29 protein-coding genes are annotated in these 24,328 nt (G+C 56.1%); 8 read left to right on the top strand and 21 right to left on the bottom strand.

Annotation, left to right across the window (positions count from 1 at the left end):
• Window positions 1-34: 34 nt before the first annotated feature.
• On the top strand, window positions 35-1,468 hold the full coding sequence (locus MXM41_RS05070) for a DNA cytosine methyltransferase (RefSeq protein WP_325930300.1): 1,434 nt from the start codon (window positions 35-37) through the stop codon (window positions 1,466-1,468).
• A complete protein-coding gene (locus MXM41_RS05065) occupies window positions 1,449-1,940 on the top strand; it encodes a very short patch repair endonuclease (protein WP_325930299.1) in 492 nt (163 codons plus the stop codon). Before MXM41_RS05070 ends, MXM41_RS05065 begins: the two co-directional genes overlap by 20 nt.
• Here the strand turns inward: MXM41_RS05065 and yedA are convergent.
• The gene (gene yedA / locus MXM41_RS05060) at window positions 1,912-2,826 is read right to left on the bottom strand and encodes a drug/metabolite exporter YedA (protein WP_325930298.1); all 915 of its coding nucleotides are present in this window, start codon (window positions 2,824-2,826) and stop codon (window positions 1,912-1,914) included. The two genes, MXM41_RS05065 and yedA, sit on opposite strands and share 29 nt — an antisense overlap.
• Before the next feature lie 178 nt (window positions 2,827-3,004).
• Between yedA and MXM41_RS05055 the strand changes: the two genes are divergently transcribed.
• The 3 genes from MXM41_RS05055 (at window position 3,005) to dgcQ (ending at window position 5,978) form a co-directional block, all read left to right on the top strand.
• Window positions 3,005-3,922: a DUF808 domain-containing protein gene (locus MXM41_RS05055; RefSeq protein WP_325930297.1), complete on the top strand. Its 918-nt coding sequence runs from the start codon at window positions 3,005-3,007 to the stop codon at window positions 3,920-3,922.
• Between the two features lie 78 nt (window positions 3,923-4,000).
• Window positions 4,001-4,183 (top strand): YodC family protein, encoded by a 183-nt coding sequence (locus tag MXM41_RS05050; protein WP_325930296.1) that lies wholly within the window; start codon window positions 4,001-4,003, stop codon window positions 4,181-4,183.
• Window positions 4,184-4,307: 124 nt separating this feature from the next.
• On the top strand, window positions 4,308-5,978 hold the full coding sequence (dgcQ, locus tag MXM41_RS05045; RefSeq protein WP_325930295.1) for a cellulose biosynthesis regulator diguanylate cyclase DgcQ: 1,671 nt from the start codon (window positions 4,308-4,310) through the stop codon (window positions 5,976-5,978).
• Here dgcQ and MXM41_RS05040 read toward each other — a convergent pair.
• The gene (locus MXM41_RS05040; RefSeq protein WP_325930294.1) at window positions 5,960-6,772 is read right to left on the bottom strand and encodes a mannosyl-3-phosphoglycerate phosphatase-related protein; all 813 of its coding nucleotides are present in this window, start codon (window positions 6,770-6,772) and stop codon (window positions 5,960-5,962) included. The two genes, dgcQ and MXM41_RS05040, sit on opposite strands and share 19 nt — an antisense overlap.
• A gap of 299 nt (window positions 6,773-7,071) precedes the next feature.
• Window positions 7,072-7,299 (bottom strand): YodD family peroxide/acid resistance protein, encoded by a 228-nt coding sequence (yodD, locus tag MXM41_RS05035; protein WP_325930293.1) that lies wholly within the window; start codon window positions 7,297-7,299, stop codon window positions 7,072-7,074.
• A 127-nt stretch (window positions 7,300-7,426) separates the two neighbouring features.
• Here yodD and dsrB point away from each other — a divergent pair, with 127 nt between their 5' ends.
• Window positions 7,427-7,615, top strand: coding sequence for a protein DsrB (gene dsrB, locus MXM41_RS05030; RefSeq protein ID WP_039032547.1), 189 nt, complete (start codon window positions 7,427-7,429; stop codon window positions 7,613-7,615).
• 93 nt (window positions 7,616-7,708) lie between these two features.
• Here the strand turns inward: dsrB and rcsA are convergent, their stop codons facing one another.
• From rcsA to fliF, 14 genes are all read right to left on the bottom strand, one after another.
• Complete coding sequence (gene rcsA, locus MXM41_RS05025) at window positions 7,709-8,332, bottom strand: transcriptional regulator RcsA (RefSeq protein ID WP_325930288.1); 624 nt, start codon at window positions 8,330-8,332, stop codon at window positions 7,709-7,711.
• A 293-nt stretch (window positions 8,333-8,625) separates the two neighbouring features.
• Complete coding sequence (fliR, locus tag MXM41_RS05020) at window positions 8,626-9,411, bottom strand: flagellar biosynthetic protein FliR (RefSeq protein ID WP_325930287.1); 786 nt, start codon at window positions 9,409-9,411, stop codon at window positions 8,626-8,628.
• 2 nt (window positions 9,412-9,413) lie between these two features.
• A complete protein-coding gene (fliQ, locus tag MXM41_RS05015; protein ID WP_325930286.1) occupies window positions 9,414-9,683 on the bottom strand; it encodes a flagellar biosynthesis protein FliQ in 270 nt (89 codons plus the stop codon).
• 10 nt (window positions 9,684-9,693) lie between these two features.
• The gene (fliP, locus tag MXM41_RS05010; RefSeq protein ID WP_325930284.1) at window positions 9,694-10,431 is read right to left on the bottom strand and encodes a flagellar type III secretion system pore protein FliP; all 738 of its coding nucleotides are present in this window, start codon (window positions 10,429-10,431) and stop codon (window positions 9,694-9,696) included.
• Window positions 10,431-10,805, bottom strand: a complete 375-nt coding sequence (gene fliO / locus MXM41_RS05005) for a flagellar biosynthetic protein FliO (RefSeq protein ID WP_325930283.1) — start codon at window positions 10,803-10,805, stop codon at window positions 10,431-10,433. Before fliO ends, fliP begins: the two co-directional genes overlap by 1 nt.
• Before the next feature lie 2 nt (window positions 10,806-10,807).
• Entirely contained in the window at window positions 10,808-11,221 is a 414-nt protein-coding gene (gene fliN, locus MXM41_RS05000) for a flagellar motor switch protein FliN (protein WP_103180150.1), read from the bottom strand.
• Window positions 11,218-12,222: a flagellar motor switch protein FliM gene (fliM, locus tag MXM41_RS04995; RefSeq protein WP_325930280.1), complete on the bottom strand. Its 1,005-nt coding sequence runs from the start codon at window positions 12,220-12,222 to the stop codon at window positions 11,218-11,220. The genes fliN and fliM overlap by 4 nt, the downstream gene beginning before the upstream one ends.
• Before the next feature lie 4 nt (window positions 12,223-12,226).
• A complete protein-coding gene (fliL, locus tag MXM41_RS04990) occupies window positions 12,227-12,694 on the bottom strand; it encodes a flagellar basal body-associated protein FliL (protein ID WP_325930278.1) in 468 nt (155 codons plus the stop codon).
• Window positions 12,695-12,805: 111 nt separating this feature from the next.
• Window positions 12,806-14,002: a flagellar hook length control protein FliK gene (gene fliK / locus MXM41_RS04985; protein WP_325930277.1), complete on the bottom strand. Its 1,197-nt coding sequence runs from the start codon at window positions 14,000-14,002 to the stop codon at window positions 12,806-12,808.
• Window positions 13,999-14,442 carry a flagellar export protein FliJ gene (gene fliJ, locus MXM41_RS04980; protein WP_325930276.1) on the bottom strand — a complete coding sequence of 148 codons (444 nt, stop codon included), beginning with the start codon at window positions 14,440-14,442 and terminating at the stop codon, window positions 13,999-14,001. The genes fliK and fliJ overlap by 4 nt, the downstream gene beginning before the upstream one ends.
• A 20-nt stretch (window positions 14,443-14,462) precedes the next feature.
• Window positions 14,463-15,833: a flagellar protein export ATPase FliI gene (fliI, locus tag MXM41_RS04975; protein WP_325930275.1), complete on the bottom strand. Its 1,371-nt coding sequence runs from the start codon at window positions 15,831-15,833 to the stop codon at window positions 14,463-14,465.
• The gene (gene fliH, locus MXM41_RS04970; protein WP_325930273.1) at window positions 15,833-16,540 is read right to left on the bottom strand and encodes a flagellar assembly protein FliH; all 708 of its coding nucleotides are present in this window, start codon (window positions 16,538-16,540) and stop codon (window positions 15,833-15,835) included. Before fliH ends, fliI begins: the two co-directional genes overlap by 1 nt.
• Window positions 16,533-17,528, bottom strand: a complete 996-nt coding sequence (gene fliG, locus MXM41_RS04965; RefSeq protein WP_325930272.1) for a flagellar motor switch protein FliG — start codon at window positions 17,526-17,528, stop codon at window positions 16,533-16,535. The genes fliH and fliG overlap by 8 nt, the downstream gene beginning before the upstream one ends.
• On the bottom strand, window positions 17,521-19,206 hold the full coding sequence (fliF, locus tag MXM41_RS04960) for a flagellar basal-body MS-ring/collar protein FliF (protein ID WP_325930271.1): 1,686 nt from the start codon (window positions 19,204-19,206) through the stop codon (window positions 17,521-17,523). The genes fliG and fliF overlap by 8 nt, the downstream gene beginning before the upstream one ends.
• A 227-nt stretch (window positions 19,207-19,433) precedes the next feature.
• On the opposite strand from fliF, the gene fliE reads away from it, so the two are divergent.
• Window positions 19,434-19,748 carry a flagellar hook-basal body complex protein FliE gene (gene fliE, locus MXM41_RS04955; RefSeq protein WP_325930270.1) on the top strand — a complete coding sequence of 105 codons (315 nt, stop codon included), beginning with the start codon at window positions 19,434-19,436 and terminating at the stop codon, window positions 19,746-19,748.
• Between the two features lie 68 nt (window positions 19,749-19,816).
• Complete coding sequence (yedD, locus tag MXM41_RS04950) at window positions 19,817-20,230, top strand: lipoprotein YedD (protein ID WP_325930269.1); 414 nt, start codon at window positions 19,817-19,819, stop codon at window positions 20,228-20,230.
• A gap of 44 nt (window positions 20,231-20,274) precedes the next feature.
• On the opposite strand, the gene amyA is transcribed toward yedD, so the two are convergent.
• From amyA to fliD, 4 genes are all read right to left on the bottom strand, one after another.
• Complete coding sequence (gene amyA / locus MXM41_RS04945) at window positions 20,275-21,762, bottom strand: alpha-amylase (RefSeq protein WP_325930268.1); 1,488 nt, start codon at window positions 21,760-21,762, stop codon at window positions 20,275-20,277.
• 99 nt (window positions 21,763-21,861) lie between these two features.
• Window positions 21,862-22,227, bottom strand: a complete 366-nt coding sequence (gene fliT / locus MXM41_RS04940) for a flagella biosynthesis regulatory protein FliT (protein ID WP_325930267.1) — start codon at window positions 22,225-22,227, stop codon at window positions 21,862-21,864.
• The gene (gene fliS / locus MXM41_RS04935) at window positions 22,227-22,637 is read right to left on the bottom strand and encodes a flagellar export chaperone FliS (RefSeq protein WP_325930266.1); all 411 of its coding nucleotides are present in this window, start codon (window positions 22,635-22,637) and stop codon (window positions 22,227-22,229) included. Before fliS ends, fliT begins: the two co-directional genes overlap by 1 nt.
• 20 nt (window positions 22,638-22,657) lie before the next feature.
• Complete coding sequence (gene fliD, locus MXM41_RS04930; protein WP_325930264.1) at window positions 22,658-24,067, bottom strand: flagellar filament capping protein FliD; 1,410 nt, start codon at window positions 24,065-24,067, stop codon at window positions 22,658-22,660.
• Window positions 24,068-24,328 lie beyond the last annotated feature (261 nt).

The raw sequence follows: 24,328 nt of genomic DNA, 5'->3' as shown, positions 1-24,328 counted from the left end.
CTCTCTTTGCATCCCTTTTGGTCCGGTTAAATGTATGCAGGAAAATGTATCAGTGACGGAGCCCGCGCTTTTGCTGGCAGAGAAATCAACAGCGTCCGTTCAGGCGTTATTGTGCCAGCTTCTGGAAATTTACGATGCCAGGACCCTGGCGCATCTTCTGAATGCTCAGGGTGAGAGCCACTGGAGCCCGGCCATTCTCAAGCGGCTGGTGACCAGTGAGCGGGCAGGACACCGTCTCAGCGACGGTGAATTTGGCATGCTGCAAAACCTGCTGCCTCGTCCTCCTGCCTGCCACCCTCATTATGCTTTTCGCTTTGTCGATCTCTTTGCCGGCATCGGCGGTATACGCCATGGCTTCGAGGCGATTGGTGGACAGTGTGTGTTCACCAGCGAATGGAACAAACACGCGGTGAGGACTTACAAGGCGAACTGGTACTGCGATCCTGATGCCCATCAGTTCAATGAGGACATCCGCGAAGTGACGCTCAGCCATCAGAGCGGCGTCACGGACGACGAGGCGGCGCAACATATTCGTGACAACATTCCGGCGCATGACGTCCTGCTTGCGGGCTTCCCGTGTCAGCCGTTTTCTCTGGCGGGGGTATCGAAGAAAAACGCGCTGGGGCGCGCCCACGGTTTTGCCTGCGACACCCAGGGAACGCTGTTCTTCGACGTTGCCCGCATCATCGACGCCCGTCGCCCGGCCATCTTCGTGCTTGAAAACGTAAAAAACCTGAAGAGCCACGACGGGGGCAAAACCTTCCGCATCATCATGCAGACTCTGGACGAGCTGGGGTATGACGTGGCGGATGCCGCTGACAGTGGTCCGGACGATCCAAAAATCGTTGATGGCAAACATTTCCTGCCCCAGCACCGCGAGCGCATTGTGCTGGTGGGCTTTCGTCGCGATCTTAATTTGTGTGGCAACTTTACGCTGCGGGATCTGCCGGGGCTGTGGCCGACCCGCCGCCCGTCGATTGCCGATCTGCTTGAGCCGGTGGTGGACGCAAAATTCATTCTCACCCCGGTGCTGTGGAAGTACCTGTATCGCTATGCCAAAAAGCATCAGGCGAAGGGCAACGGCTTTGGCTTCGGGATGGTCGATCCCGCCAATCCACACAGCGTTGCCCGCACGCTGTCGGCACGCTATTACAAAGATGGCGCCGAGATCCTCATCGACAGAGGCTGGGATAAGGCCCTTGGCGAGCGCGATTTCGATGACGCCCAAAACCAGCGCCATCGTCCGCGCCGTCTGACGCCGCGCGAATGCGCGCGCCTGATGGGCTTTGAAACGCCGCAGGGCTATCACTTCCGCATCCCGGTATCGGATACCCAGGCCTATCGGCAGTTTGGCAACTCGGTAGTGGTGCCTGCTTTTGCAGCCGTCGCCCGGCTGCTGGAGTCGCGCATTTTACAGGCTGTTGAACAACGCAAGACTGAGGCCGCGAATGGCGGACGTTCACGATAAGGCCACCCGCAGTAAAAACATGCGCGCCATTGGCACGCGGGATACGGCTATCGAAAAACGGCTGGCTGGCCTCCTCACGGAGGTCGGGTTTGCGTTTCGCGTGCAGGATGTCGCCCTTGCCGGGCGGCCTGATTTTGTCATTGATAACCATAAATGCGTGATCTTCACCCACGGCTGCTTCTGGCATCGTCACGACTGCTATCTGTTTAAAGTGCCCGCGACCCGCACCGATTTCTGGCTGGAAAAAATCGGTAAAAACGTGGCGCGCGATGCACGGGATATCGCCGTGTTGCAGGAACAGGGCTGGCGGGTGCTGGTGGTATGGGAGTGCGCGCTGCGCGGCAGAATGAAGCTCAATGACAGGGCGCTCACGGAGCGGCTGGAGGAGTGGATCTGCAGCGGCGGCAAAACCGCGCAGATCGACACCCAGGGCATTCGCCCGCTCAGGGTTTCTCCGCCTGACAAGGCGTAATCACCGGTTTTACCGGCAGCAAATACTTACCAAGCGTCACCAGCACCACCGCCATGATAATAACCCCCAGCGCCAGCCATTCAATTGCCGACAGTGATTCGCCGCCAAGCCTTGTGCCCAGTAAAACAGCCACCACCGGGTTCACATAGGCATAGCTGGTCGCCACCGCCGGCGACACATTGCGGATCAAGAACATATAAGCATTGATCGCTATCACCGAGCCGAAAATTGCCAGATAACCTACCGCCAGCCATCCCGACAGGTCGGGCAGGGTGGACATTTTCTCTCCCGACAGCAGAGACGCCGCCAGCAATACGATCCCGGCGGTGACCATCTCAATGGCGCCAGCCATCATCCCGGACGGTAATTCAATGCGCGAGCCGTAGACCGAACCAAACGCCCAGCTCATCGAGCCAATCAGGATCAGCAGCGCTCCCCACGGATTACCGCTCAGGTTGCCGCCGCTGTTAAGCAAGATAATCCCTGCCATCCCGATGGCGATCCCCAGCCACTCCAGCTTACGCGTTTTGATGCCAAACAGGCGGCTGAAGCAGAGGGTAAACAGCGGAACGGTTGCCACTACCACCGCGGCGATACCGGACGGCACATTCTGATGTTCGGCGACGGTAACAAAGCCGTTTCCGACCGCCAGCAGCAGGATGCCAATCAGAGCGGCATTGAGCAACGGACGCAGCGGCGGCAGCTTATGACCGCGCAGGAACAGAAACGCCAGCAGCAACGCACCCGCAGAGAGGAAACGCACGCCCGCCATCATCAGAGGCGGCCAGCTCTCCACGCCGATGCGGATCACAAAGTAGGTGGAGCCCCAGATGATATAGAGCGCGAACAGGGCGCCCGCTAATGGTAATACTTGCCTGAAACGCATACTCCCTCACGGTGAATTAAAAAGGTCGCATAGAGTTAACGTGAAAACTATCACGCTGGCGAGTCCTTTAATTGTGTTACTGATGTGAATAATTTGTTGACTTATACGGGATGGTTTCAGGGTTTCCGGTTTTACTCCATACTGTTGTGGTAATTAACAAAAAAGAAGGAACGTTATTTTGGCGGGAAGTAGCTTATTAACACTGCTGGATGATATCGCCACGCTGCTGGACGATATTTCGATGATGGGTAAATTAGCGGCGAAAAAGACCGCCGGCGTGCTGGGAGACGATCTATCGCTTAATGCCCAGCAGGTAACGGGCGTGCGCGCCAACCGGGAACTGCCTGTGGTCTGGGCTGTGGCAAAGGGGTCGTTGCTCAATAAAGTGATCCTCGTACCGCTGGCGCTGCTGATTAGCGCATTTATCCCGTGGGCCATTACGCCTCTGCTGATGATTGGCGGGGCGTTTCTCTGTTTTGAGGGGGCAGAAAAAATTCTCCACTCCTTCGCAGCGCGCAAAGATAAGGAGAAGGAAACGCCTGCCGCACGGCAACAGCGTCTGGAGGCGCTGGCCGCAAAAGATCCTGTCGCGTTTGAGCGCGATAAAGTGAAGGGGGCTATTCGCACCGACTTTATTCTGTCGGCGGAAATTGTCGCCATTACGCTTGGGATTGTGGCGGATGCGCCGCTGCTCAACCAGGTGCTGGTGCTCTCCGGTATTGCCATTCTGGTCACTATCGGGGTTTACGGCCTGGTAGGGCTCATCGTCAAGCTGGACGATATCGGCTACTGGCTGAATGAAAAAACCAGCGCGCTGGCAAAGATGACCGGCAAAGCGCTGCTGGTGATAGCGCCCTGGCTGATGAAATCCCTGTCGGTGATCGGCACCCTGGCGATGTTCCTGGTCGGCGGTGGGATTGTGGTACACGGTATTGCGCCGCTGCATCATGCAATTGAGCACTTTGCCGAGGCGCAAAGTGCTGTTATTGCAGCGATTTTACCGATGTTACTCAACCTGGTGCTCGGCTTTATTATCGGTCTGATTGTCGTAGCGGCAGTGAAAGCGGTGGAAAAATTGCGCGGTCGCTCACATTAATAGGCTGGGGCTATACCAGGCATAACTGCTATTCCTCGTCTAAATTGATACAGTTTCACACTGATAAAGGAGGCGGTTATGGTCTTTCTGGTCAGCGATGAAGTTAAGCCTAAAAACGGCGGTCCACGTATGGTCGTCACCGGCTATGCAAGCGGAATGGTGGAGTGTCGCTGGTATGACGGTTACGGCATCAAGCAGGAAGCGTTTCGTGAAGATGAGCTTCAGCATGGTGACGGCACCCGGCAACAGGACAAGGCTTAAGTCACGCTACGCCCGGCAATGCCGGGCGTTTTTGTACGCTATAATCGCCAACAGCAATAGCATTGCAAAACCCGCCAGGCTTTGATGTCATGCGGATGGCGAAGGTGGCTTTTATGGAGTGTGTGTGGAGCACAACAACGTTACAGGAAAAGACGCTTTTTCGGCACGACATCGTTTTCATCCGGGCCGGGTTGTTAATCTTTGCTTTATTGCCGTTCTCATCTTCTCCACGCTGCTGACCTGGCGTGAGGCAGTGGTGCTGGAGGATGCGTACGCCGCCAGCCAGAAAAATCATCTGGAGACGGTGGTCAATTCGCTGGATCGCCAGCTTGAGTTCAGCGTGGAAAGACTGCTGTTCTTTCGTAACGGCATGCGCGACGCCCTTGAAACCCCCCTGGCTTCCCCGCTATTGCACAATACCGTCTCCCATTTTAAAGATTTACAGAAACAAAGGTTCTGGCAGTTGACCTTCGACGCGCGGCGCACCTTTCCCCTGAATGGCGTTTCTGATGCTTTTGTGCAGCAAACCACCAGCCTGATACGCGACGAAGAGCGGCTCGCAAGAGAGTTGAGCGCCGCCTTTGAGATGGGCTATTTGCTGCGTATTAATTCGCCTGAAGCGCACGCGAAGCGCGTGGTCTATGTTTCACGGGCGGGGTTTTACGTCTCGACCGATCCCACCGACTGGGGAAATGACATTGTTTCCCGCTATTATCAGCTGGTCACCAGCCCGTGGTACACCGGCCAATCGGAGCATGACAACCGGGCCCGCAGCGTGCGCTGGTTTACCCAGGGAGACGATCGCACCATTACCGTCAGCGTGCCGGTCGATTATCAGCACTACTGGTACGGCGCGCTGGCGATAGACTTTACCCTCTCCGGAATGAAGAAACTGCTGCAGGATGCGGTAGACGGCAACGGCGAGGGGGAGTTCCAGCTCTATAACAACGGCTTTGATCTGCTCGCCACCTCAGAGAGTATTACCGATAACGTGAACCATTTTGACGCGCGCGAACAAGCGCAAATTGCCTCAGCTCTGGAAAATGACACCGAGGGCAACCTCCGCCTGGGTAGTCGCTATATCAACTGGCAGCATCTGGATCACTTTGACGGGGTTGTGCTGCGCATACATACCCTGAGGGAAGGGGCCAACGGCGATTTTGGCAGCATCACTATCGCCCTGGCGCTGCTGTGGCTACTGTTCTCCGCCATGCTGGTAGGTTCGTGGATTGTGATCCGCCGGATGGTCAGCGATATGTACCGCCTGCAACACTCGCTCCAGTGGCAGGCCTGGCATGACCCGCTGACGCGCATAAATAACCGTGGCGCGCTGTTTGAACGGGCGAAAGCGTTGGCGAAGCGATGCGAGCAGCAAAAGCAGCCCTACTCGGTAATGCAGATGGATCTCGACCATTTCAAAAGCGTTAATGACAGGTTCGGTCACCAGGCGGGGGATAAGGTGCTCACCCATGCGGCCGGGTTAATCACCCGTACGATACGGGAGACCGACGTCGCCGGACGGGTTGGGGGCGAAGAGTTCTGCGTGGTGCTGCCTGACACCGGGCCTGAACAGGCCATGCTTATTGCCGAGCGGATCCGCGTGCGCATCAATCGCCGGGAGATCCTGGTGAAAAAGAGCCAGACCACGCGTGTCAGCGTGTCGATTGGCGTCAGCAGCGCGCATGAAAGCGGTGATTACGATTTTGAACAGCTGCAGTCCATCGCTGACGCCCGACTCTACCAGGCGAAGCAGCGAGGACGTAATCAGGTCGTAGGTCAGGACGAGAAGAAGTGATCTAACCCTTCACGCCAGCCTGCTGGGCCAGGCTGGTGGGTGTGGTAAACCCGTGCCGGGTCGTCGTTTTTGAGCGCTACACCCTGGCGATTAATGCCTTTGACCACCACCGCAAAATCGACGCTATCCAGCAGCGGGGCGTCGTTTGGCCCGTCACCCAGGCCCAGCGTAGTGGGGAGCGCGCCCTCCCGCTCCAGATACTGCTCGTTGAGCCAGTTAATCGCCTGATCTTTGCCGCCGCGTTCATCCAGGATGTGCCAGAACCGTGCGCCCTGGACAAACTTCAGCCCCAGAGCGGCCAGCGCCTCCTCAAAGAGCGCCATGCTTTCGTCGCTATCGCGCCAGATGAGCGTCACCGAGGCTTCATGCAGTCGCGCCAGTGCTGCACGTTCACGGTTAAGCCCGGTCCACTCGCCAATGACCCGCTCATCCACATCATCAAAGGTGGTGAATTTGTAACCCTCCCGGGCACGGAGCTTGTTAATGATGTTAACGATGTCGGTGTGGGGAACACCGTTAATCAACCGCGGCGCATTGGGATGATCATTCCAGCGTACATCCAGCTGGATCACCGCGCCGTTTTCGGCAATAAAAGGCAGGCCCTCCAGGCCAAGATCGCTCTGGATCTCCAGCATCTCCGCCGCGGTTTTGCTGCTGCAGAGGATGACCGGGATCTGATTGTCCTGTAAGGCCTCCAGCCAGCCGAGAGCGGGCTGCCAGTCGTAGGTGTGAATGTCCAGCAATGTGCCGTCCAGATCGCTATAGATGAGCAACGGATCATCAAGTGAAGGCATAGCATCTCCCGTAGCAGATAAAAGGTCTTTTGTAGGAATTTTCTCAAAAGCAAAGGTGGCAAAAGGGTTCTCTTATGGGACCGATCCCGTGCACCCCGCGACCCACGCACCTCAGGGAACCATAACTAATATTTTATTTCGCCTGACAACTATAAATGTGAAGAATATTTCCTTGTCTTGCAAAAAAATTGCGGATAAGGTTTATCCCACATCAGATTTCCTGGTGTAACGAATTTACAAGTGCTTCTTGCATAAGCAAGCTTCATCCCGGTCACCCCATGACCGGGATTTTTTTCGCCTCAGCGATTGACTTCCGTTACGCTAAAATCATGGATATCAAGCTCGAAGGCTTCCGCCAGCTCGCGCCAGGTGTGGTAATCGTGATCGTTTACCCGAACCCTGGTAGGGTCATCATCAATACGCTGAACCTCGCTCTCGCTGATTTCATTGATCGCGGCGAGCAGGGCATCAACGTCAACATTCACTTCCCGTTTTGCGGTCTCGCTGTACTCTTTTGCGGTCTTCATTACATACTCCTCGTTTATCCTCTCCATCTGTAAGTATAGACCGTCGATAAAAGCGGCAATCGCGCGGCAACACGCTGCCAGTTTTCACGTTTTGTTCTACACTGGCTCAAAACCAGAGGAGGATTTTATGAACGTCAACGATCGGGTTACAGTTAAAACCGACGGTGGGCCGCGTCGCCCGGGGGTTGTACTGGCGGTTGAGCAGTTTAATGAAGGCACGATGTATCTGGTCTCACTGGAAGATTACCCGCTCGGGATTTGGTTCTTTAACGAGCTTGGTCACCCTGACGGCATTTTTGTTGAGAGTCAGGAGTAAGCGATGTGCCGGGTAGCGCCGGCTGGCCCGACCGGAATGAAAAAATCTCTGGCATAGCCAGAGATCGATTATTGCGTGTTAAAAGGGAAGGGGTTAACGCAGGTTAACGTAAATTCCATTGGTCACATTGTCTGTCAGACGAACGACATGATAGATCACTTGCTTATTATGCGTTTTTATTTTCCTTTTAATATTTCCTTTATGTGACGATACGGTTTTTGCTTTAATATTCATCTGGTCGGAAATCTGAATGGTTCCTTGTCCTGCCATCCACATTCGCAACATACTGGATTCAGTTCGGCTTAATGATAAAGTCGGAAAATTAAACTCAGCTACACTCTTTATCTCGTTACGTAAATAATCGCCCACCAGCTCATCCAGCGATTCGGGCTTAATAGATTTCGAACTAATCAGAAGATTCTGACGAACCCGCAAATATTCATCGAAATGAATATTGGCAATTGCCATAAAAACAATAAACAGTGTGCCGGGATGCTGATTAATGATCTGCTTTATTTGCTGACTGTTGGCGGGATCGTGAATGAAACAGTCCTCATTAATAAACACCACACCTGGCGTCAAGGCTTCACATGCGGCGGCAAGTTCGTCAACAGTGTGTACATCGTTGATCTCTTTTTTCTTTACTCCTCTGCTGGCCAGATACCCGGTTAACCCTAGCCGGGTGTAACTGCATAAATCCATAATGATCGTTGACATGGCATACCCTCACTCAATGCATAACGATAATTCACCCTCTGCCTGAGAGCTCTATAACAGCCAAACGGAATGGAAAAATAAATTACCTGTGAGCATTACAAGGACTTTCAGGCGAACTCACTATCTCGTAAAGTTACGTATAATTTGCCAGGAAACATCTTAAAGTAAAGTAAATGTTGAATTATGTGAGGAGTATAAAAGCATTCAACCCGCTGCAGATATATCCTGGCAGATGTTTCTCGTTTGTTATTTTAGGAATATCCTCAGAAAGACAATATAAAATACAGGGGTTATTACTTTGTTGAAAGTTCGCGCACAATATTGGCCAGCAGATTAAATATTTCACTGAATAAATGTTCGCAGAATGGTGCAATAAGCGGCATTAAAAGGGAGATCAGCAAAAGGCCGATGGTCAGGGTGATGGGGAAACCAATGACAAACACCGACAGCTGCGGAGCCATACGGTTAAGCAAACCCAGCGCCAGGTTGACGATCAGCAGCAGAGTGATCAGGGGCAAAGCCAGCATCAGACCGTTGAGGAAAATTAGCCCGGCCGCGCGGGTCAGGGCCATAAAGGCGTTGCTGTTGACCGGATCCCCACCAATTGGCAGCGTGTGGAACGTGTCCACCAGCATCGAGATCAGCCACAGATGCCCGTCAAAAGCCATGAACAGCAGCATCGCCAGCAGATCGATAATACGGGCAAGGATTGGCATGTTAAGCCGACTGCCCGGGTCAAAGAAGGTGGCGAAGGAGAGTCCCATCTGCAGGCCAATCAGCTCTCCGGCCATCCGCACGGCGGCAAACGCGAACTGCATCGTAAAGCCGATGGCGACGCCAATCAGGATCTGCTGTAGCCCGACCCACAGCGCCGGCGCGGAAAAAATGGGCACGTTCACCGGCGGTAGCGTCGGGGCGACGATAATGGTGATAAGGAACCCAAGGCCGATTTTGACCCGCTTGGGGATCGCCCTCTCGCTGAGGATCGGCGCGGTGGAGATCAGCGCCAGGATGCGCAGCAGCGGCCAGAAGTAGAGGCCGAGCCACTCAAGCCATTGAACGCTGGTAACTTGCAGCATGACTAGCCGATGAGGTAGGGCAGGTTAGTGAACAGGTTGCGCATGTAATCCAGCATCAGGTTCAGCATCCAGGGCCCGGCGATAATGATCGCCACAAACACGGCGATAATTTTCGGAATGAATGACAGCGTCATCTCGTTAATCTGCGTGGCAGCCTGCAGGATACTGATAATCAGACCGGTGACCAGCGCCACCAGCAGCAGGGGAGCGGCAACGGAAATGGCGACTTTCATCGCTTCCGTGCCCATCATCATGACCGATTCTGGCGTCATCGGGCGCTCCTTAACTGTAGAAACTTTGCGCCAGCGAACCCACCAGCAGCTGCCAGCCGTCCACCAGGACAAACAGCATCAGCTTGAAGGGCAGGGCGATGGTTGCCGGAGGCACCATCATCATCCCGAGCGCCATCAGGACGCTGGCGATGACCAGGTCGATAATCAGGAACGGAATGAAGATCGTAAACCCGATCTGGAAGGCGGTTTTCAGCTCGCTGGTCACGTAGGCGGGCAGCAGAATGCGCATCGGTACTGCTTCCGGTCCCTGGATCGGCCCGGCGTTCGCCAGGCGGGCAAACAGCGCCAGATCGGCTTCGCGGGTCTGACGCAGCATAAATTCGCGCAGCGGCTGCGCCCCTTTTTCCAGCGCCTCCTGCATGGAGATCTTCTCTTCACTGAACGGCTGATAGGCGTCGACATAAATTTTGTCGATCACTGGCGACATGATGAAAAAGGTCAAAAACAGCGACAGACCGAGCAGCACCTGGTTAGGCGGTGCGGACGGAGTACCTAAGGCGTTTCGCAGCAGTCCAAAGACGATGATAATGCGGGTGAAGCTGGTCATCATCAGCAGAATAGCCGGGATAAAGGTCAGCGAGGTGATAAACACCAGCGTCTGAACAGACAGAGACCAGCTCTGGCCGCCATTGGCCATCGGCGTGGAGATAAGGCCTGGCAACTGGGCATACACGGCGGGAGCAAACAGGCCCAGGCCTGCAAGCGTAAGGGATAACAAACGGCGCATCACGATCTCCCGGAACGCTTAAGCAAACTCTTCATCACGGACTGAAAATCCGGTTGAACCTCTGCGCGACTCTCCTCAGAGACCGGCGCAGGCGGCAATTTATGCAGAATATTAATGTGTGAAGCGGTGACACCCAGCACCAGCCGGGCGTCTTCCACTTCGACGATCACCACACGCTCACGCGGGCCCAGCGACGTGCTGGCGGCGAGCTTCAGCCCGCGGGCACCGGCGGTTTTCCCCGCCAGACCTACGCGTTTTGCCAGCCAGGCGGCAACCAGAATAAAGGCAATAATACCCAGCAGCGCGCCGGTGACCTGAAGCAGCGGCGAACCTGGAACCGCAGAAGGCTGAGAGACAATTGCCTGGGTCTTCATGCTTAACGGCTCAGACGACGCATACGTTCAGACGGGGTGATGATGTCGGTGATACGCACGCCGTATTTATCGGCGACCACCACCACTTCACCCTGGGCAATCAGGTAACCGTTGATCAGAATATCCAGCGGCTCACCAGCCAGACCATCCAGCGCCACCACCGAACCCTGCGTCAGGCGCAGCAGCTCTTTGATGGTCATACGGGTACGGCCCAGCTCCACGGTCAGCTTGACCGGGATATCCATAATCAGATCGATATCCTGCAGCGTACCGCTGACGTCACCGCCGCCCAGCTGCTGGAATACCGAATCGGCAACGCTTTTGCTGGCCGGTGCTTTTTGTTCGTTTAACGCCTCAGCCCACAGATCGTCCAGTGCTCCGGTGTTGTCATCGGACGGATTGTTCATATCACTCATTTGGGCTGTTCCTCATTCAGAGAATTCAAAATCGGGTTGATCAGGTGCTCAACGCGTAACGCGTACTGATTGTTTACGGTGCCATACTGGCTGGTCAGCACGGGCACGCCATCCACATGCGCAATGATGCGGTCGGGTTTTTCTATCGGCAGCACATCGCCGGGTTTTAATTTTAAGATTTGCGACAAACGCAGCGGTACGTCGGCAAAGTTCGCCACCAGTTCCAGCTGGGAGTGCTGAACCTGGCGGACCAGGTTCTCACGCCAGTTCTGATCTTCATGGCGGGAGTTCTCCAGCGGCGGGTTCACCAGCACTTCGCGCAGCGGCTCAATCATGCTGAACGGCAGGCAGATATTGAACTCGCCGGTCAGGTTGCCGATCTCCACGTGGAACGGGGTGTTGACCACGATGTCGTTCGGAGAAGTAGTGATGTTGGTGAACTTCACCTGCATCTCGGAACGCACGTACTCCACGTCCAGCGGGTGGATCGCCTTCCATGCGTCGCTATACCCCTCAAGGGCCAGCTTCAGCATTCGGTTGATGACGCGCTGTTCGGTGTGGGTGAACTCGCGGCCTTCAACCTTGGTCGGAAAACGTCCGTCGCCGCCGAACAGGTTATCCACGGCGATAAACACCAGGCTCGGCGAAAAGACAAACAGGCCCGTGCCGCGCAGCGGCTTCAGATGGATCAGGTTGAGGTTCGTCGGCACCGGCAGGTTACGCGCGAACTCATGATAGGGCTGAATGCGGATCGCCCCGACGGTGATGTCCGGGCTACGACGCAGCAGGTTGAACAGCCCCATACGGAACTGACGGGCAAAACGTTCGTTGATGATCTCCAGCGCCTGAAGACGCTCGCGCACCACGCGACGCTGGGTATTGGGATCGTAGGGGCGAATATCGCTTTCGCCCGCCAGCCCCGGTTTTGGTTCGTCGGCTTTATCGCTGTCGCCGTTGAGCAGCGCATCGATTTCCGCCTGAGAAAGAATACTGTCGCCCATGTCGTTACCGCAGAATGAAAGCTGTATACAGAACGTCGGTGACTTCCTGCTTAGGTTGACCGCTAATCAGAGGCGCGGCCAGCGTTTGCTTAATGGCTTCCACCAGCTTTATCTTACCTTCCTCGGTAGAGAGCTGGCTGGGGTCCTGACGAGAAAACAGCAGCAGCAGACGGCTGCGCACTTCCGGCAGGTACTCACTCATGCGCGCGCGGGTGGCTTCGTCTTTCAGACGCAGCGTAATGCCCACGTAAAACACGTGATCGGCATCGCCCAGGTTAACGGTGAACGTATCCAGCGCGAAAAAGACCGGCGCCGCTGGCGGAGGTGGCTCCACTTTGGCTTCGGCTGAAGGGGCTTTATTCATACGCCAGTAGCTGTAACCTGCGGTGGCGCAGGCGGCGAGCGTAATTAACACCAGCAGCGGGATCCAGATGGAACGCTTACTTTTTTTGGTGATGGCGGAGTCAGTCATCTGTTGCGTGCTTCCTGTTTCGGGACTGCTAATGTGGTGATTATCCCGTGTCCCGTCGCCGTCAAAGGGTCGAAAAGACGGGGATAATCACGCTACCTCGGGCGTTTAGGTTTAGGCGAAGATATCGACAGCACTGTTTCCACGTGCTGCAGACTGCAAAGAGGCCGGTACGGCCAGCAGCTCGTCATTCTCTTCATCAAACCCGCCGGTGTTGCCAGAGCGGGAGGCCTGCTGCTGATGCTGAGAAGACGCCTGCTGTTGACCACTAAAGTTTTCACTGCTGATGCTGCTTTGGGTAAGCTGAATGCCGTTTTCCGCCAGCTGCGTGCGCAGAACCGGCAGCGCCGCTTCCAGCGCCGCGCGAACGTGGCTATGGCCTGACACCATCTGCAGCTGCGCCTGGTTATCATCCAGCTTAAGCGTGATTTGCACCTGACCCAGGTCTTCTGGATGCAGACGCAGCTCGGCGCTCTGCTGTCCCTGGCGGGTAAACAGCGTAATGTGCTGGCTGATGGTCTGCTGCCACTCATTGCTGCCCAACTGGGCGCTCACTACCGGTGCGGCGGCAAGCGTCGGTTGAGCAGAGGTAAGATTGCTGACAATGGGTCCCATCGTGGCGGTTGGTCCGGTTGGGGAAAGTGTGCTCTCTGCCGCCTGTTTGGTCGTCGCGGCGACGGCTGGCGTCAGCTGGGTGTCGGATGCCAGTACCGCATCTTTGTCCTGCGCCACGTTCTGCGCGGTGTGCAGCGCATCGGTATCCAGGGCTGGCTGACGACCACGATCGTCGGTCAGCGTCGCTTTCACGTCCAGGCTTCCGGCGCTCACTGGTTGCGGTGCGGCGGCAGTTGCCGTCTGCTGGTGGGGCAGCATCGCCATTAAGGCACTTAAGCCCGCCAGCTCTTCTTCGCTGAGCTCGGTTTTGCTGTCGGCCTCTTTGGCGGCCTGGGTCAGGGATTTCAGCACATCGCTTTTGGCAACAGGCAGCAGACCGTGGGCCAGCCCCGGCTGGGTGGCGTTTTCGTCGCTCAACGTCAAATCCTGCCGCGCCAGCAGTTCAGCCAGCTTACCGGCATCGGCGTCTACGTCGATATCGGCGATGCCGGATTGCAGCGCCGCTTTCGCAAACTTGCCGTCGGATGCCTGCAGATCGTTAAGCGTCAGGCCAGCCGCTTTGCCCTGGCCTTTCGCATCGGTTAGTGCGCCCGCCAGCAGAGCAAGAAAATCCTGCGCGCCATCGGCCGCTTTTCCACCCCGGGCGCCAGCCGTCAGTTCGGTGTCGCTCGAAAGCAGTTGTTGAAGGGTGATCATTCCGGGGTCCTCATTGTTGCCCGCTGGGCAAATTCATCCATTTTTTTCTGATCGAGACGGCTTTCCGCCAGGGTTGCGGCGGCAAGCTGGCGATCCTGCAATGTCTGCCAGGCCTGTAAACGCTGTTTTTTCTCTCGCCAGGCCGTCAGGGCAAGATCGACTTTGTTGCTCCACTGAACCACCTGCTGGCGATGCTGCTCGATCGCTTTTTCCAGGGTCAGGATGAACTGTTGATAGTTGATCCAGCGCTGGCTGCCGATGCCCTGAGCCATATCGGTATTGAGGTTAGTGCGATACTCATGCTGGTAGTCGATCAGCATTTTCAGCTGCTCTTCCGCCTGCTGGTATCCGTGGCGCATCACGCCAAGGTGCTGTGCGGCATTATCAACGTCTTTTTCGGCCAGATCTTTCAGCGTGGTTAATGCGCCATGTTGTGCCATAAGAATCGCCCTCTACCTTGTTACACCTGCGGGAAGATCATCTCCAGAGCCTGGATCGAGCTTTCCCAGTCGGCCTTTTCAAAAATACCCTGCTGCAGATATGCCTCCAGATGCGGCCAGAGGGCAATCGCCTTGTCGAGCATCGGATCGCTGCCTTTGGCATACGCCCCGACGCTGACCAGATCGCGGTTGCGCTGGAAGCTGGAGAGCAGCTGCTTGAAGTTACGCACCCGGGCATAATGCTTCTCGGTGATCAGTGCCGTCATCGCACGGCTGATCGAGGCTTCGATATCAATTGCCGGGTAGTGGCCCGCCTCGGCCAGACGGCGCGACAGGACGATATGGCCGTCGAGGATCGCACGCGCCGAGTCGGCAATCGGATCCTGCTGGTCATCACCTTCGGTCAGCACCGTATAAAACGCGGTAATCGACCCGCCGCCGCTGATGCCATTACCCGCGCGCTCTACCAGCGCCGGGAGCTTGGCAAACACCGAAGGCGGGTAGCCTTTGGTGGCCGGAGGCTCGCCGATCGCCAGGGCAATCTCACGCTGCGCCATCGCGTAGCGGGTCAGGGAGTCCATGATCAGCAGCACGTGCTGACCCCGGTCACGAAAGTCTTCGGCGATCCGGGTCGCATAGGCGGCGCCCTGCATACGCAGCAGGGGAGAGACGTCCGCCGGGGCGGCAATCACCACCGAGCGGGCACGCCCTTCGGCACCCAGAATGTTCTCGATAAAATCTTTAACTTCGCGGCCACGCTCGCCAATCAGCCCCACCACGATGACGTCGGCCTGGGTGTAACGGGCCATCATCCCGAGCAGTACCGATTTCCCGACGCCGGAGCCGGCAAAAAGCCCCATACGCTGGCCGCGCCCGACGGTCAGCAGGGCGTTAATCGGGCGCACACCGGTATCCAGCACATGCTCGATCGGCGTTCGCTGCAGGGGGTTAAAAGGTTGAGTAACCAGCGCCCCGGTTTCGGCGGTATCGGGTGCGGGCAGGCCATCCAGCGGCTTGCCGCCGCCGTCCAGCACCCGTCCGAGCAGCGCCGGACCGAGCGGCAGCTGTTTACCGCTTTGCAGTCCGTCGCCGGATAAATTTTTGGCATACACCCGCGCGCCGGGCAGAACGCCTTCGACCTCTTCCAGGGGCATCAGGAACAGACGCTGGCCGTTAAAGCCGACCACTTCGCTCTCGACTTCGCGGATCTCCTTCCCGTCGGGCCGTTCAATAATGCAGGTGGCCCCCAGCGGCAGCTGAAGCCCGGTGGCCTCCAGCACCAGGCCGGTGGCACGGGTTAAGCGGCCGTAACGACGCACGGCAGGCAGTTGCGCCATCTTCGCTTCAAAATTGTCGAGGGTGTTGAGCCAGCGGGTGAGGCGTGCGGTCATCAGATGACTCCCGGTGCCGCCAGGCGGCACAGTTCCTGCCAGCGGGTTGCCACGCTGGCATCCAGATCCCCCTCATCGGCGGAGACTTTGCAGCCGCCGTGATGCAGGGTCGGATCGCCGCGCAGACGCCAGCCGTGCAGGCTCAGGGTTGCGCCGAGCATCTCTTCCACCCGCTGCAGATCGTCCGGGTGGACGCGCAGCTGCGGTTTGCCGCTGAACAGCGGCTCCTGCTGTAACAGGCTTTGGATCTGTTTGATAAGCGATGAATTATCCACCGGCGGCGTGTGGCCGATCACCTGACGTGCCGCCTCCAGCGCCATCTGCATCAGCCGCGAGGCGATGACGCTGTCCAGCGCATCGAGGGTATTCTGGAACTCGCTGACCAGCTGCTGCATCCGGGCATGGATCGGTGCCTGCTGCGAGCGCGCCTGCTCTAACCCCTGCGCCAGACCCTGAGCCAGACCGTCCTGATAGCCCTGGTCATGACCTTTCTGCCGGCCTTCGTTCAGACCGGCCGCGTAGCCTTGATCGTGCGCCTGCATCTGGATCTGCGCCAGCTGCTGGGCGCGCTGCTCCTCTTCGCTCAGTTCGGGCTGTTCGTCATCCTCACCCGGTTCGGCAGAGTCGGCGTCCGCGGGCACAAATTCCCCCCGGGGAGGGGAGAGGTCGTCCGGTGTCCAGACCTTCCACGGCAGTTCATCAGACATAGGTATCCTCGCCGCTGCCTACCACCATCTCGCCGGTTTCTGCCAGGCGACGCACAATAAGCAGGATCGCTTTCTGTTCGTTTTCCACCTGAGACAGACGCACCGGGCCACGGTTGGCAAGGTCGTCGCGCAGGATATCCGCCGCACGCTGGGACATGTTGCGCAGGAACTTCTCGCGCAGCGGCTGTTCGGCGCCTTTGAGGGCGATAAGCAGCGATTCGGAATCCACTTCCTGAAGCAGGCGCTGGATGCTGCGATCGTCCACGTCGACCAGGTTTTCGAACAGGAACATCTCGTCGATAATTTTCTGCGCCAGTTCGCCGTCGAACTCGCGTACCGCCGTAATGACCGCCTCTTCCTGCTGGGTTTTCATCAGGTTGATAATTTCGGCCGCCGTTCTCACGCCGCCCATTTTGCTGCGCTTGAGGTTCTGGCCGTCGAGCAGGCCATTCAGTACCTCGGTCAGCTCCGCCAGTGCCGCCGGCTGGACGCCGCCGAAGGTGGCGATACGCAGCATCACATCGTGACGCAGGCGTTCGTCGAACAGCGCCAGAATATCCGCCGCCTGACCACGCTTGAGGTGAACCAGGATAGTGGCGATGATCTGCGGATGCTCGTCGCGAATAAGGTCGGCTGCGGTTTGCGGCTCCATAAAGTTGAGCGTCTCAATGCCGCTGGCGGTATCGCGGGTTTCGAGAATATCTTCCAGCAGGCTGGCCGCGCGCTCTTCGCCGAGGGCTTTGACCAGTACCGAACGCAGGTATTCGTTGGCATTGATGTTGAGCGCGGCAAACTGTTCCGCTTCCTGCTCAAATTCTGCCAGCACGTCGGTCAGCTGCTTGTTGGAGATCTGACGCACGTTAGCCATCGCTGCGCTGAGAACCTGCACTTCGCGCTGAGAGAGGTGTTTGAACACCTCTGCCGCCCGGTCCTCGCCAATGGTCATCAGCAGGATGGCGCTTTTATCCGTTCCGGTAAGGTTACTCATTTTCGTTACTCATCCACTGGCGAATGACCAGCGCTACGACGCGCGGATCGTTATCTGACATTTCGCGAATACGCTGGCTCATCACTTCAGCGCCCATGCGCTGGTTAGCACGGCGCTGCTGCATCTGTTCGTCTTTGCTGAGGCGTACTTCCACAGCTTCCTCTGTTTCCTGACGCAGCGTGGTCTGCTCTTTCAGCGCTTTCGCTTCTTCGGCGCGGCGTACCAGCTGCGGACGTACCGCTTTACGCCACAGCAGCCAGGCGACAATCACCACCAGCAGCCAGCGACCGGCTTCAAGCATCTGCTCGATAAACGACTGGGTTTTCCAGAACGGTAGCTCACCGCTGGTATCGTCAACCGCGCTGAATGGCGAGTTCACGACGTTCAGGGAGTCGCCACGCTTCTCTGAGTAACCCATGGCTTCACGGGTCAGGTTTTCAATCTGTTTCATCTGCTCGGCGGTCAGCGGCAGCGGCTTACCGTCCGGCAGGGTTTTGTAGTTGACGACCACCGCCACGGAGAGACGCTGCACGTCACCGGTGTTCATTTTGGTGTGGCGAATGGTGCGATCGACTTCGTAGTTAGTGGTTTCGTTACGGCTGCTGGTACGCGGGCCGGCATTTGCGGCAGAGGTTGTTTGCTGCTGTTGCTGGTTCGCCTGTTGACCATTCTGCTGATTCTGCGCTGGCGCGTTAATCGGCGCGGTGTTGGGCGGGGCTGGCTGGTTAGAGAGGGCACCCGGCACGCCGCCAGGGAATGGCCCGCCGACCTGCAGGTTTTCATTTACCTGACGCGAACGCATCACCGCCTGGGCGGCATCGCCGTTCGGACGGTACTGCTCTTCGGTCTGCTCTTTATCGGAAAAATCGATCTGCGCGGTGACCTGGGCGTGCACGTTACCGTTCCCGACGATAGGACCCAGAATCGCTTCGATGCGGCTCTGAACGCGATTTTCCACGTCAGTGGCATATTTCAGCTGCGCGTCATTCAGATCGCGATCGCCGGTATTGGATTTTGTTAACAGGCGACCCGTTTGATCCACCAGGGTTACGTTACCCGGCGGTAATCCCGCCACAGCGCTGGAGACCAGGTGCACCACCGCGCTAATCTGTCCTTCATCCAGCGCGCGGCCAGGCTGCAGATTAACGGTAACGGACGCCGAAGGCGCTTTTTGTTCACGCACAAACAGCGTCGGCTTTGGCATCGCCAGGTGAACGCGGGCGCTCTTCAGCGGACCCAGGGTTTCGATGGTGCGGGCCAGTTCGCCTTCCAGCGCGCGCTGGTAGTTAACCTGCTCGCTGAACTGGCTGATGCCGAACTTTTCCTGATCCAGCAGTTCAAAACCCACCGCACCGCCTTTCGGCAGACCTTGCTGGGCAAGACGTAAGCGAAGTTCGTGAACTTTATCGGCAGGGACTTCCAGCGCGCCGCCGTTATCCGCGAAGCGGTAAGGGACGTTCATCTGGGTGAGCTGGGTGACGATAGCGCCGCCATCCTGATCTGAAAGGTTGCTGAACAGCGTGCGATAGTCGGGTTGTTTGGCCCATAAAACCATAGCGACAACAATAGCGATAGCGGCAGCACCTGCCACGATCAACGGCACTTTAGGGTTCGCGCGCAGGCGGTTCATCCATTCGAGAGATTTAGTTTGAGGGCTTGATGTTGCTGACGCACTCATAGCGCACCTCGTGACTCATCGTGGATTTCATTATTCGTGTGGAGAAACAAAACAGGCTCCCGGGTCGGCAAACACAACAAAAATTCCATAATCATGGCTGTGCCATTATTTGATGATTCGGGAATTTCTATGCGTCAAATAACCTGGTTTTTTAACGCTATTTAGCGCCTTTATCTCATTGACAGACTGCTACTCTTGAGCGCGTAAAAATCCATCAGGGGAAAGTCATGGCAATACAGGGGATTGAGGGCGTTATCAGCCAGTTGCAGGCAACGGCAATGACCGCCCGGAATCAGAACGCGGCTGACGTGCAGTCAACCGTCAGCTTTGCGGGTCAGCTGCATGCGGCGCTGGACCGGATCAGCAACACACAAACTGCGGCACGCGTGCAGGGCGAAAAATTCACCCTCGGCGTACCGGGCATTGGGCTGAACGATGTGATGACCGATATGCAAAAAGCGTCGGTGTCGATGCAGATGGGCATTCAGGTGCGTAACAAGCTGATGCAGGCGTACCAGGACGTGATGTCAATGCAGGTTTAGACCCTCTGCTGCTGGCACCAGACTCGCTTTAATGCCACACTATTTTTTTCGACATAGACGGAATCATGATGAAAAAAATAGCAATTATGGGCGCGCTGCTGGCGTTAACCGGCTGCGTGCAGGTCGACAGCTATCAGGACGTAGTCAAGCATCCTGTCCCGGCTGATCTGGCGGGGTACTGGCAGTCGAAAGGGCCGCAAAGCAGGATGGTCAGCCCGGAAGCGATCGCGACGCTGGTTGTGACCCAAGAAGGGGATACTCTGGATTGCCGTCAGTGGCAGCGCGTCGTGGCCGTGCCGGGGAAAATCATGCTGCGTTCGGATGACTTTTATAACGTCACCCGCAAGCTGGATATCTATCCGCTGGACCGTGAGGGCTCGGCTATTGAGTATGACGGGATGATCCTGCAGCGCGTCGGGCAGCCTACCGTTGAGTGTGCAAATTACCTGAGTAAAAACCCGCTGGAAAGCAAGCTGCCATAACGATCTGCATGCCGGGCAGGCACAGCACCGCCCGGCTTTACAGCTTACAATACCTCTTCCATCACCCACACGCTGACGCTGCCGCCGTTGCAGGTAAAGACGCCGGTGCCGGTTTCGTCGGTCGTGACGGTCTCCTCCCGGTTACCAAGAAAATCTTTCCAGCTCTTGTTGCCGTAATTATCGCCAAGCGTAATCGTTTTTTCGCCCTCGTCACCGTTAGAAAGCACCACCACGCAGCCGGGATCTTCATCGGTGCCGCTGCGGCTGAAGGCAATGCAGTTAGGATGATCGAACCACAGGGTCTGAATGCCGTGCGCGAATCGCTGGCGGGCGAGGATCAGCTGGTCGAGCTGCTCGATTACCGGCATGTCGATGTGGTACATCTCGCCGTCACCGCCGGTATCGTCATAGCTGGCGCCGTACAGATCGGGGTAGAAGACGCTGGGTACGCCGTTTTCACGCAGCAAAATCAGGGCATAGGCCAGGGGTTTAAACCAGGGCTCCACCGGGGCTTCAAGAGCCTGTAGCGGCTGGGTGTCATGGTTAGCGACCAGAGTGACCGCATGGAACGGGTCGGCCTCTACCAGGGTGCCGGTAAAGATCTGGCTCATGTCATAATTACTTCCCTGCAGCGAAGCTTCGTGAAACTTCATGTGCAGCGGGGCGTCAAAGAGCATGGTTTTGCCTTCAACCTGGTCGATATAGTGCTGAAGTTTATCGACATCTTTCGACCAGTATTCCGCCACGATAAACAGCGGTTTCGGCGCTACCTCCTGCACATGCTCGATCCACTCTTTGTAGAACCATGCCGGAATATGTTTTACCGCATCCAGGCGGAAGCCGTCGCACCGGGTTTGTTCCATCGCCCAGCGCGCCCAGTATTTAATCTCCTCGGTTACCGCATGGTTACGAAAATCGATGTTCTCACCCATCAGGTAATCAAAATTCCCCAACTCGTTATCAACCTGATCGTTCCAGCCGTCGCCAGTGTAGTCATTGACGATCTTGAAGATGCCATTCTCATCGGGATTTTCGATGTGGTCGATACCGCTGAAGCATTTGTAATCCCAGATGAATTCTGAATATTTTCCAGCGCGAACCGGGAAGGTGTAGCGGGTCCAGGCTTCGCATTCAATAATCTCGTCGTCGATCTGGTTGCGATCCTCGGCGTTGACGCGCTGTACGCGGATGGACTCTTTCTCATCGGCGCCCATTTTGTGGTTAACCACCACGTCCAGCAGCACCGCGATGTCGTTGCGTTTCAGGGCGTCAATAGCGGCCAGCAGCTGGGATTTGTCGCCATATTTGGTGGGAATAGATCCTTTTTGATCGAACTCGCCAAGATCGAAGAGATCGTAGCAGTCATAGCCCACAGAGTAGCCGCCGGTCGCGCCTTTATAGGCCGGGGGCAGCCAGACCATGTTGATGCCGATATCGTTTAAACCATCGGCGCGCTCGGCCACCTCTGGCCAGAGTTTACTGCCTTCAGGGTAATACCAGTGGAAGAACTGCAAGAGGGTGGGATTTTTCATCTTCCGTGCTCCATGAGATCGAGGATCTCTAGTATGGAATACGGTTTGCAGAAATGCCTGACGTACGAAGCGAAACCTTTTCGCACGTCAGGGTAATGGCTATTCCTGATTCGCCTGGGGGACCAGAACATGCCCGCCCTGTTTGCCGTAAGCGGAGAGTACCGATTTTTGAATGGATGTTTGGCCCACCATTTTCGACAGTTCATCCATCCGGCTCTGTAACAGCACTTTGACCTGGCTTTCGTTGTCCAGAATCATACGCAGAGTAGGCCTGAGCTGCTCCTGTAACGGCAGGGAGAGTTCAGATTCCTGAGTGACACGCGCCAGCGTATGCACCGCATTAACATAATCGGTTTCACAGGCGATCAGTTCATCCCATAAGCCATTGCTGGCGAGCCGCAGCATCAACTTGCTGTGATCAAGTAACTGCTGATAAAGGGTGTAGATTTGCGGTGCAGTGGTCATTAGACGGCGTCCTGAATCAGATTTGGCGAGCCAGCCGCTTCCTTCCAGCCGTCTGCGATATTGCGCAGCAGGTTTTCCACCTCTTCGATGGCACTGGCGTCATTGCGCACGTTCGCCTGCAGAAGACGGCGGACCATATAGGCATAAAGGCCGATCAGGTTTTGCGTTAACTCATCGCCATTACCTTCATCCAGGCCCAGTTTCAGCCCGTTTTCGATAATGTTAATGGCTTTTGAAAGCGCCTGGCCTTTTGCCGGGATGTTACCGTCCTGCAGGAACAGACGCGCACGGACCAGCGCGCTGAGTGCGCCATCAAATAGCATGATAATCAGCTGCTGCTGGCTGGCACTCATCACCGCGCTTTCAACCTCTATTTTTGCGTAGGCCTGCGTGCCTTTTGCGCCGTACATGTTAATCCCCTCGGTTCAGATTAATTTTTGCTGCTGTTGTTTTCGAACTGCTGAGTCAGATAGCTGCTGGTTGAGTTCAGCGAGTTCATCATTACGTCCAGCTGGGTAAATTGTTCTTTATAGCGCGCGACCATAGAATCGATTCGTGCGCTGGCCGCGTTGTACTGATCCGTTAAGTTATTCAGCGTCTTACTGACGCCATCCTTCGCGGCCTGAATAATGCCGGTGCTGGAGAGCCAGCTGGTGGTGCTATTGCCAATGGTGGTGGTGATACCGGTCGTTTTACCGTCACCAATCAACAGATCTTTGATCCCATTGGCGCTGGTTTTCATGGCCGCGCTCAGTTTGTCGTCATTGATTTCAAGTTTGCCGCTATCCGGATCGGTTGTGATCCCCACCTGCGACAGCGTTTTGATGGTGGAACCGCCCACAGAGCTGCTCAGCAGCGTCTTTAACTGTGTCTGGATGGTGCGTAACGTGGTATCACCCAGCAAGGCGCCATTGCTGGTACTCTGGGCATCAGCCCCTACATCCACAGCGGTATATTTCGTCAGGCTGCTAAAGGTATCCTGCAGCGAGTTATAGGCCGTCACCCAGTCTTTAATGGCTTTTGTGGCTTTGGTGTTGTCAGTGGTAATGGTTAAGGTCTGGTTACCGGTGGTGACATCGCTTAATTCCAGGGTGATATCTTCCAGCGCATCGCTGATGGTGTTGCTGCTGTTTTCGATATCGACGTTATTAACCTTCAGCAGGGCATTGAGCGCGGTCACGCTCTCTTCCATGCCGTTGCTGCTGTCGCCTTTGGTGCCGTTGTAGCCCATAAAGGACTGCAGAGCGGGGTCTCCGCTGACGCTGATCGTCATCGCGTTGTCTTCACCGGTCTCTTTCGAGCTGATAGACAGGCGATACTCACCGTTCCCGACGTTAATGATACTGGCGCTGACGCCCGCATCGGCTTTGTTGATCGCATCACGGATCCCGGTCAGCGAGGAGTCCGCCGCGCTGATATCAATGGTGACCGGTTTTTTGTCGCCGCCCTGCTGGATCGTGATCTTGCTGTCGCTGGTGGCGATGGCCGCTTTATTGTCTTTCTGTACGCCGCTTGTCAGGGTTTGTGCCTTGGCAAGCTGCGTGACTTCAATGGTGTATTTCCCCGCCAGCGCGCTGCCTGTTGTGGTCGCGCTGAATGCCGTGCTGCTGCTGGTCGTCGTGGTGGCCGTAAACAGGTCAGCTTTACCTAATGCGGTATTGGCAGTCTGGAAAGATTCCAGAGCGCTTTTCAGCGTGCCGTACGCGCTAAGTTTTGACGTATAAGAAGACTGCTGATTAGAGATAGGGGTCAACTGCGCTTTTTGTGCGGCGGTCAGACTATCCAGAATATCACCCAACTTCAGTCCTGAGCCGACTCCCAACGAAGAAATACTTGCCATTTTAGTTCCTTAAAGTAACGACACGTAAAACGAATAGAGGGGTTATCGGCCTTTACGGGATAAAGTTTACGATTAATTTCTTTTTTTCAATGGCAAGAAAAACGGGAATAGAGAGGAGTATTTCTGTGGCTAAAAAAATTATGAGATCCGAAAAAAAATTCTAAAGGTTGTTTTGGACCAGACGATAACACTCATGACGGCGAAGAAGCCGAAGGGTGGAAACCCAAATCTAACTTAAGATTTGATGAACAACAGGAAACG

This window comes from Leclercia adecarboxylata, from assembly GCF_035787115.1.
In the GTDB taxonomy this organism is placed as follows: Bacteria; Pseudomonadota; Gammaproteobacteria; order Enterobacterales; family Enterobacteriaceae; genus Enterobacter; species Enterobacter adecarboxylatus_E.
Note: the sequence above shows the minus strand (reverse complement) of the source record. Positions and strands in the feature narration are given on the sequence as shown.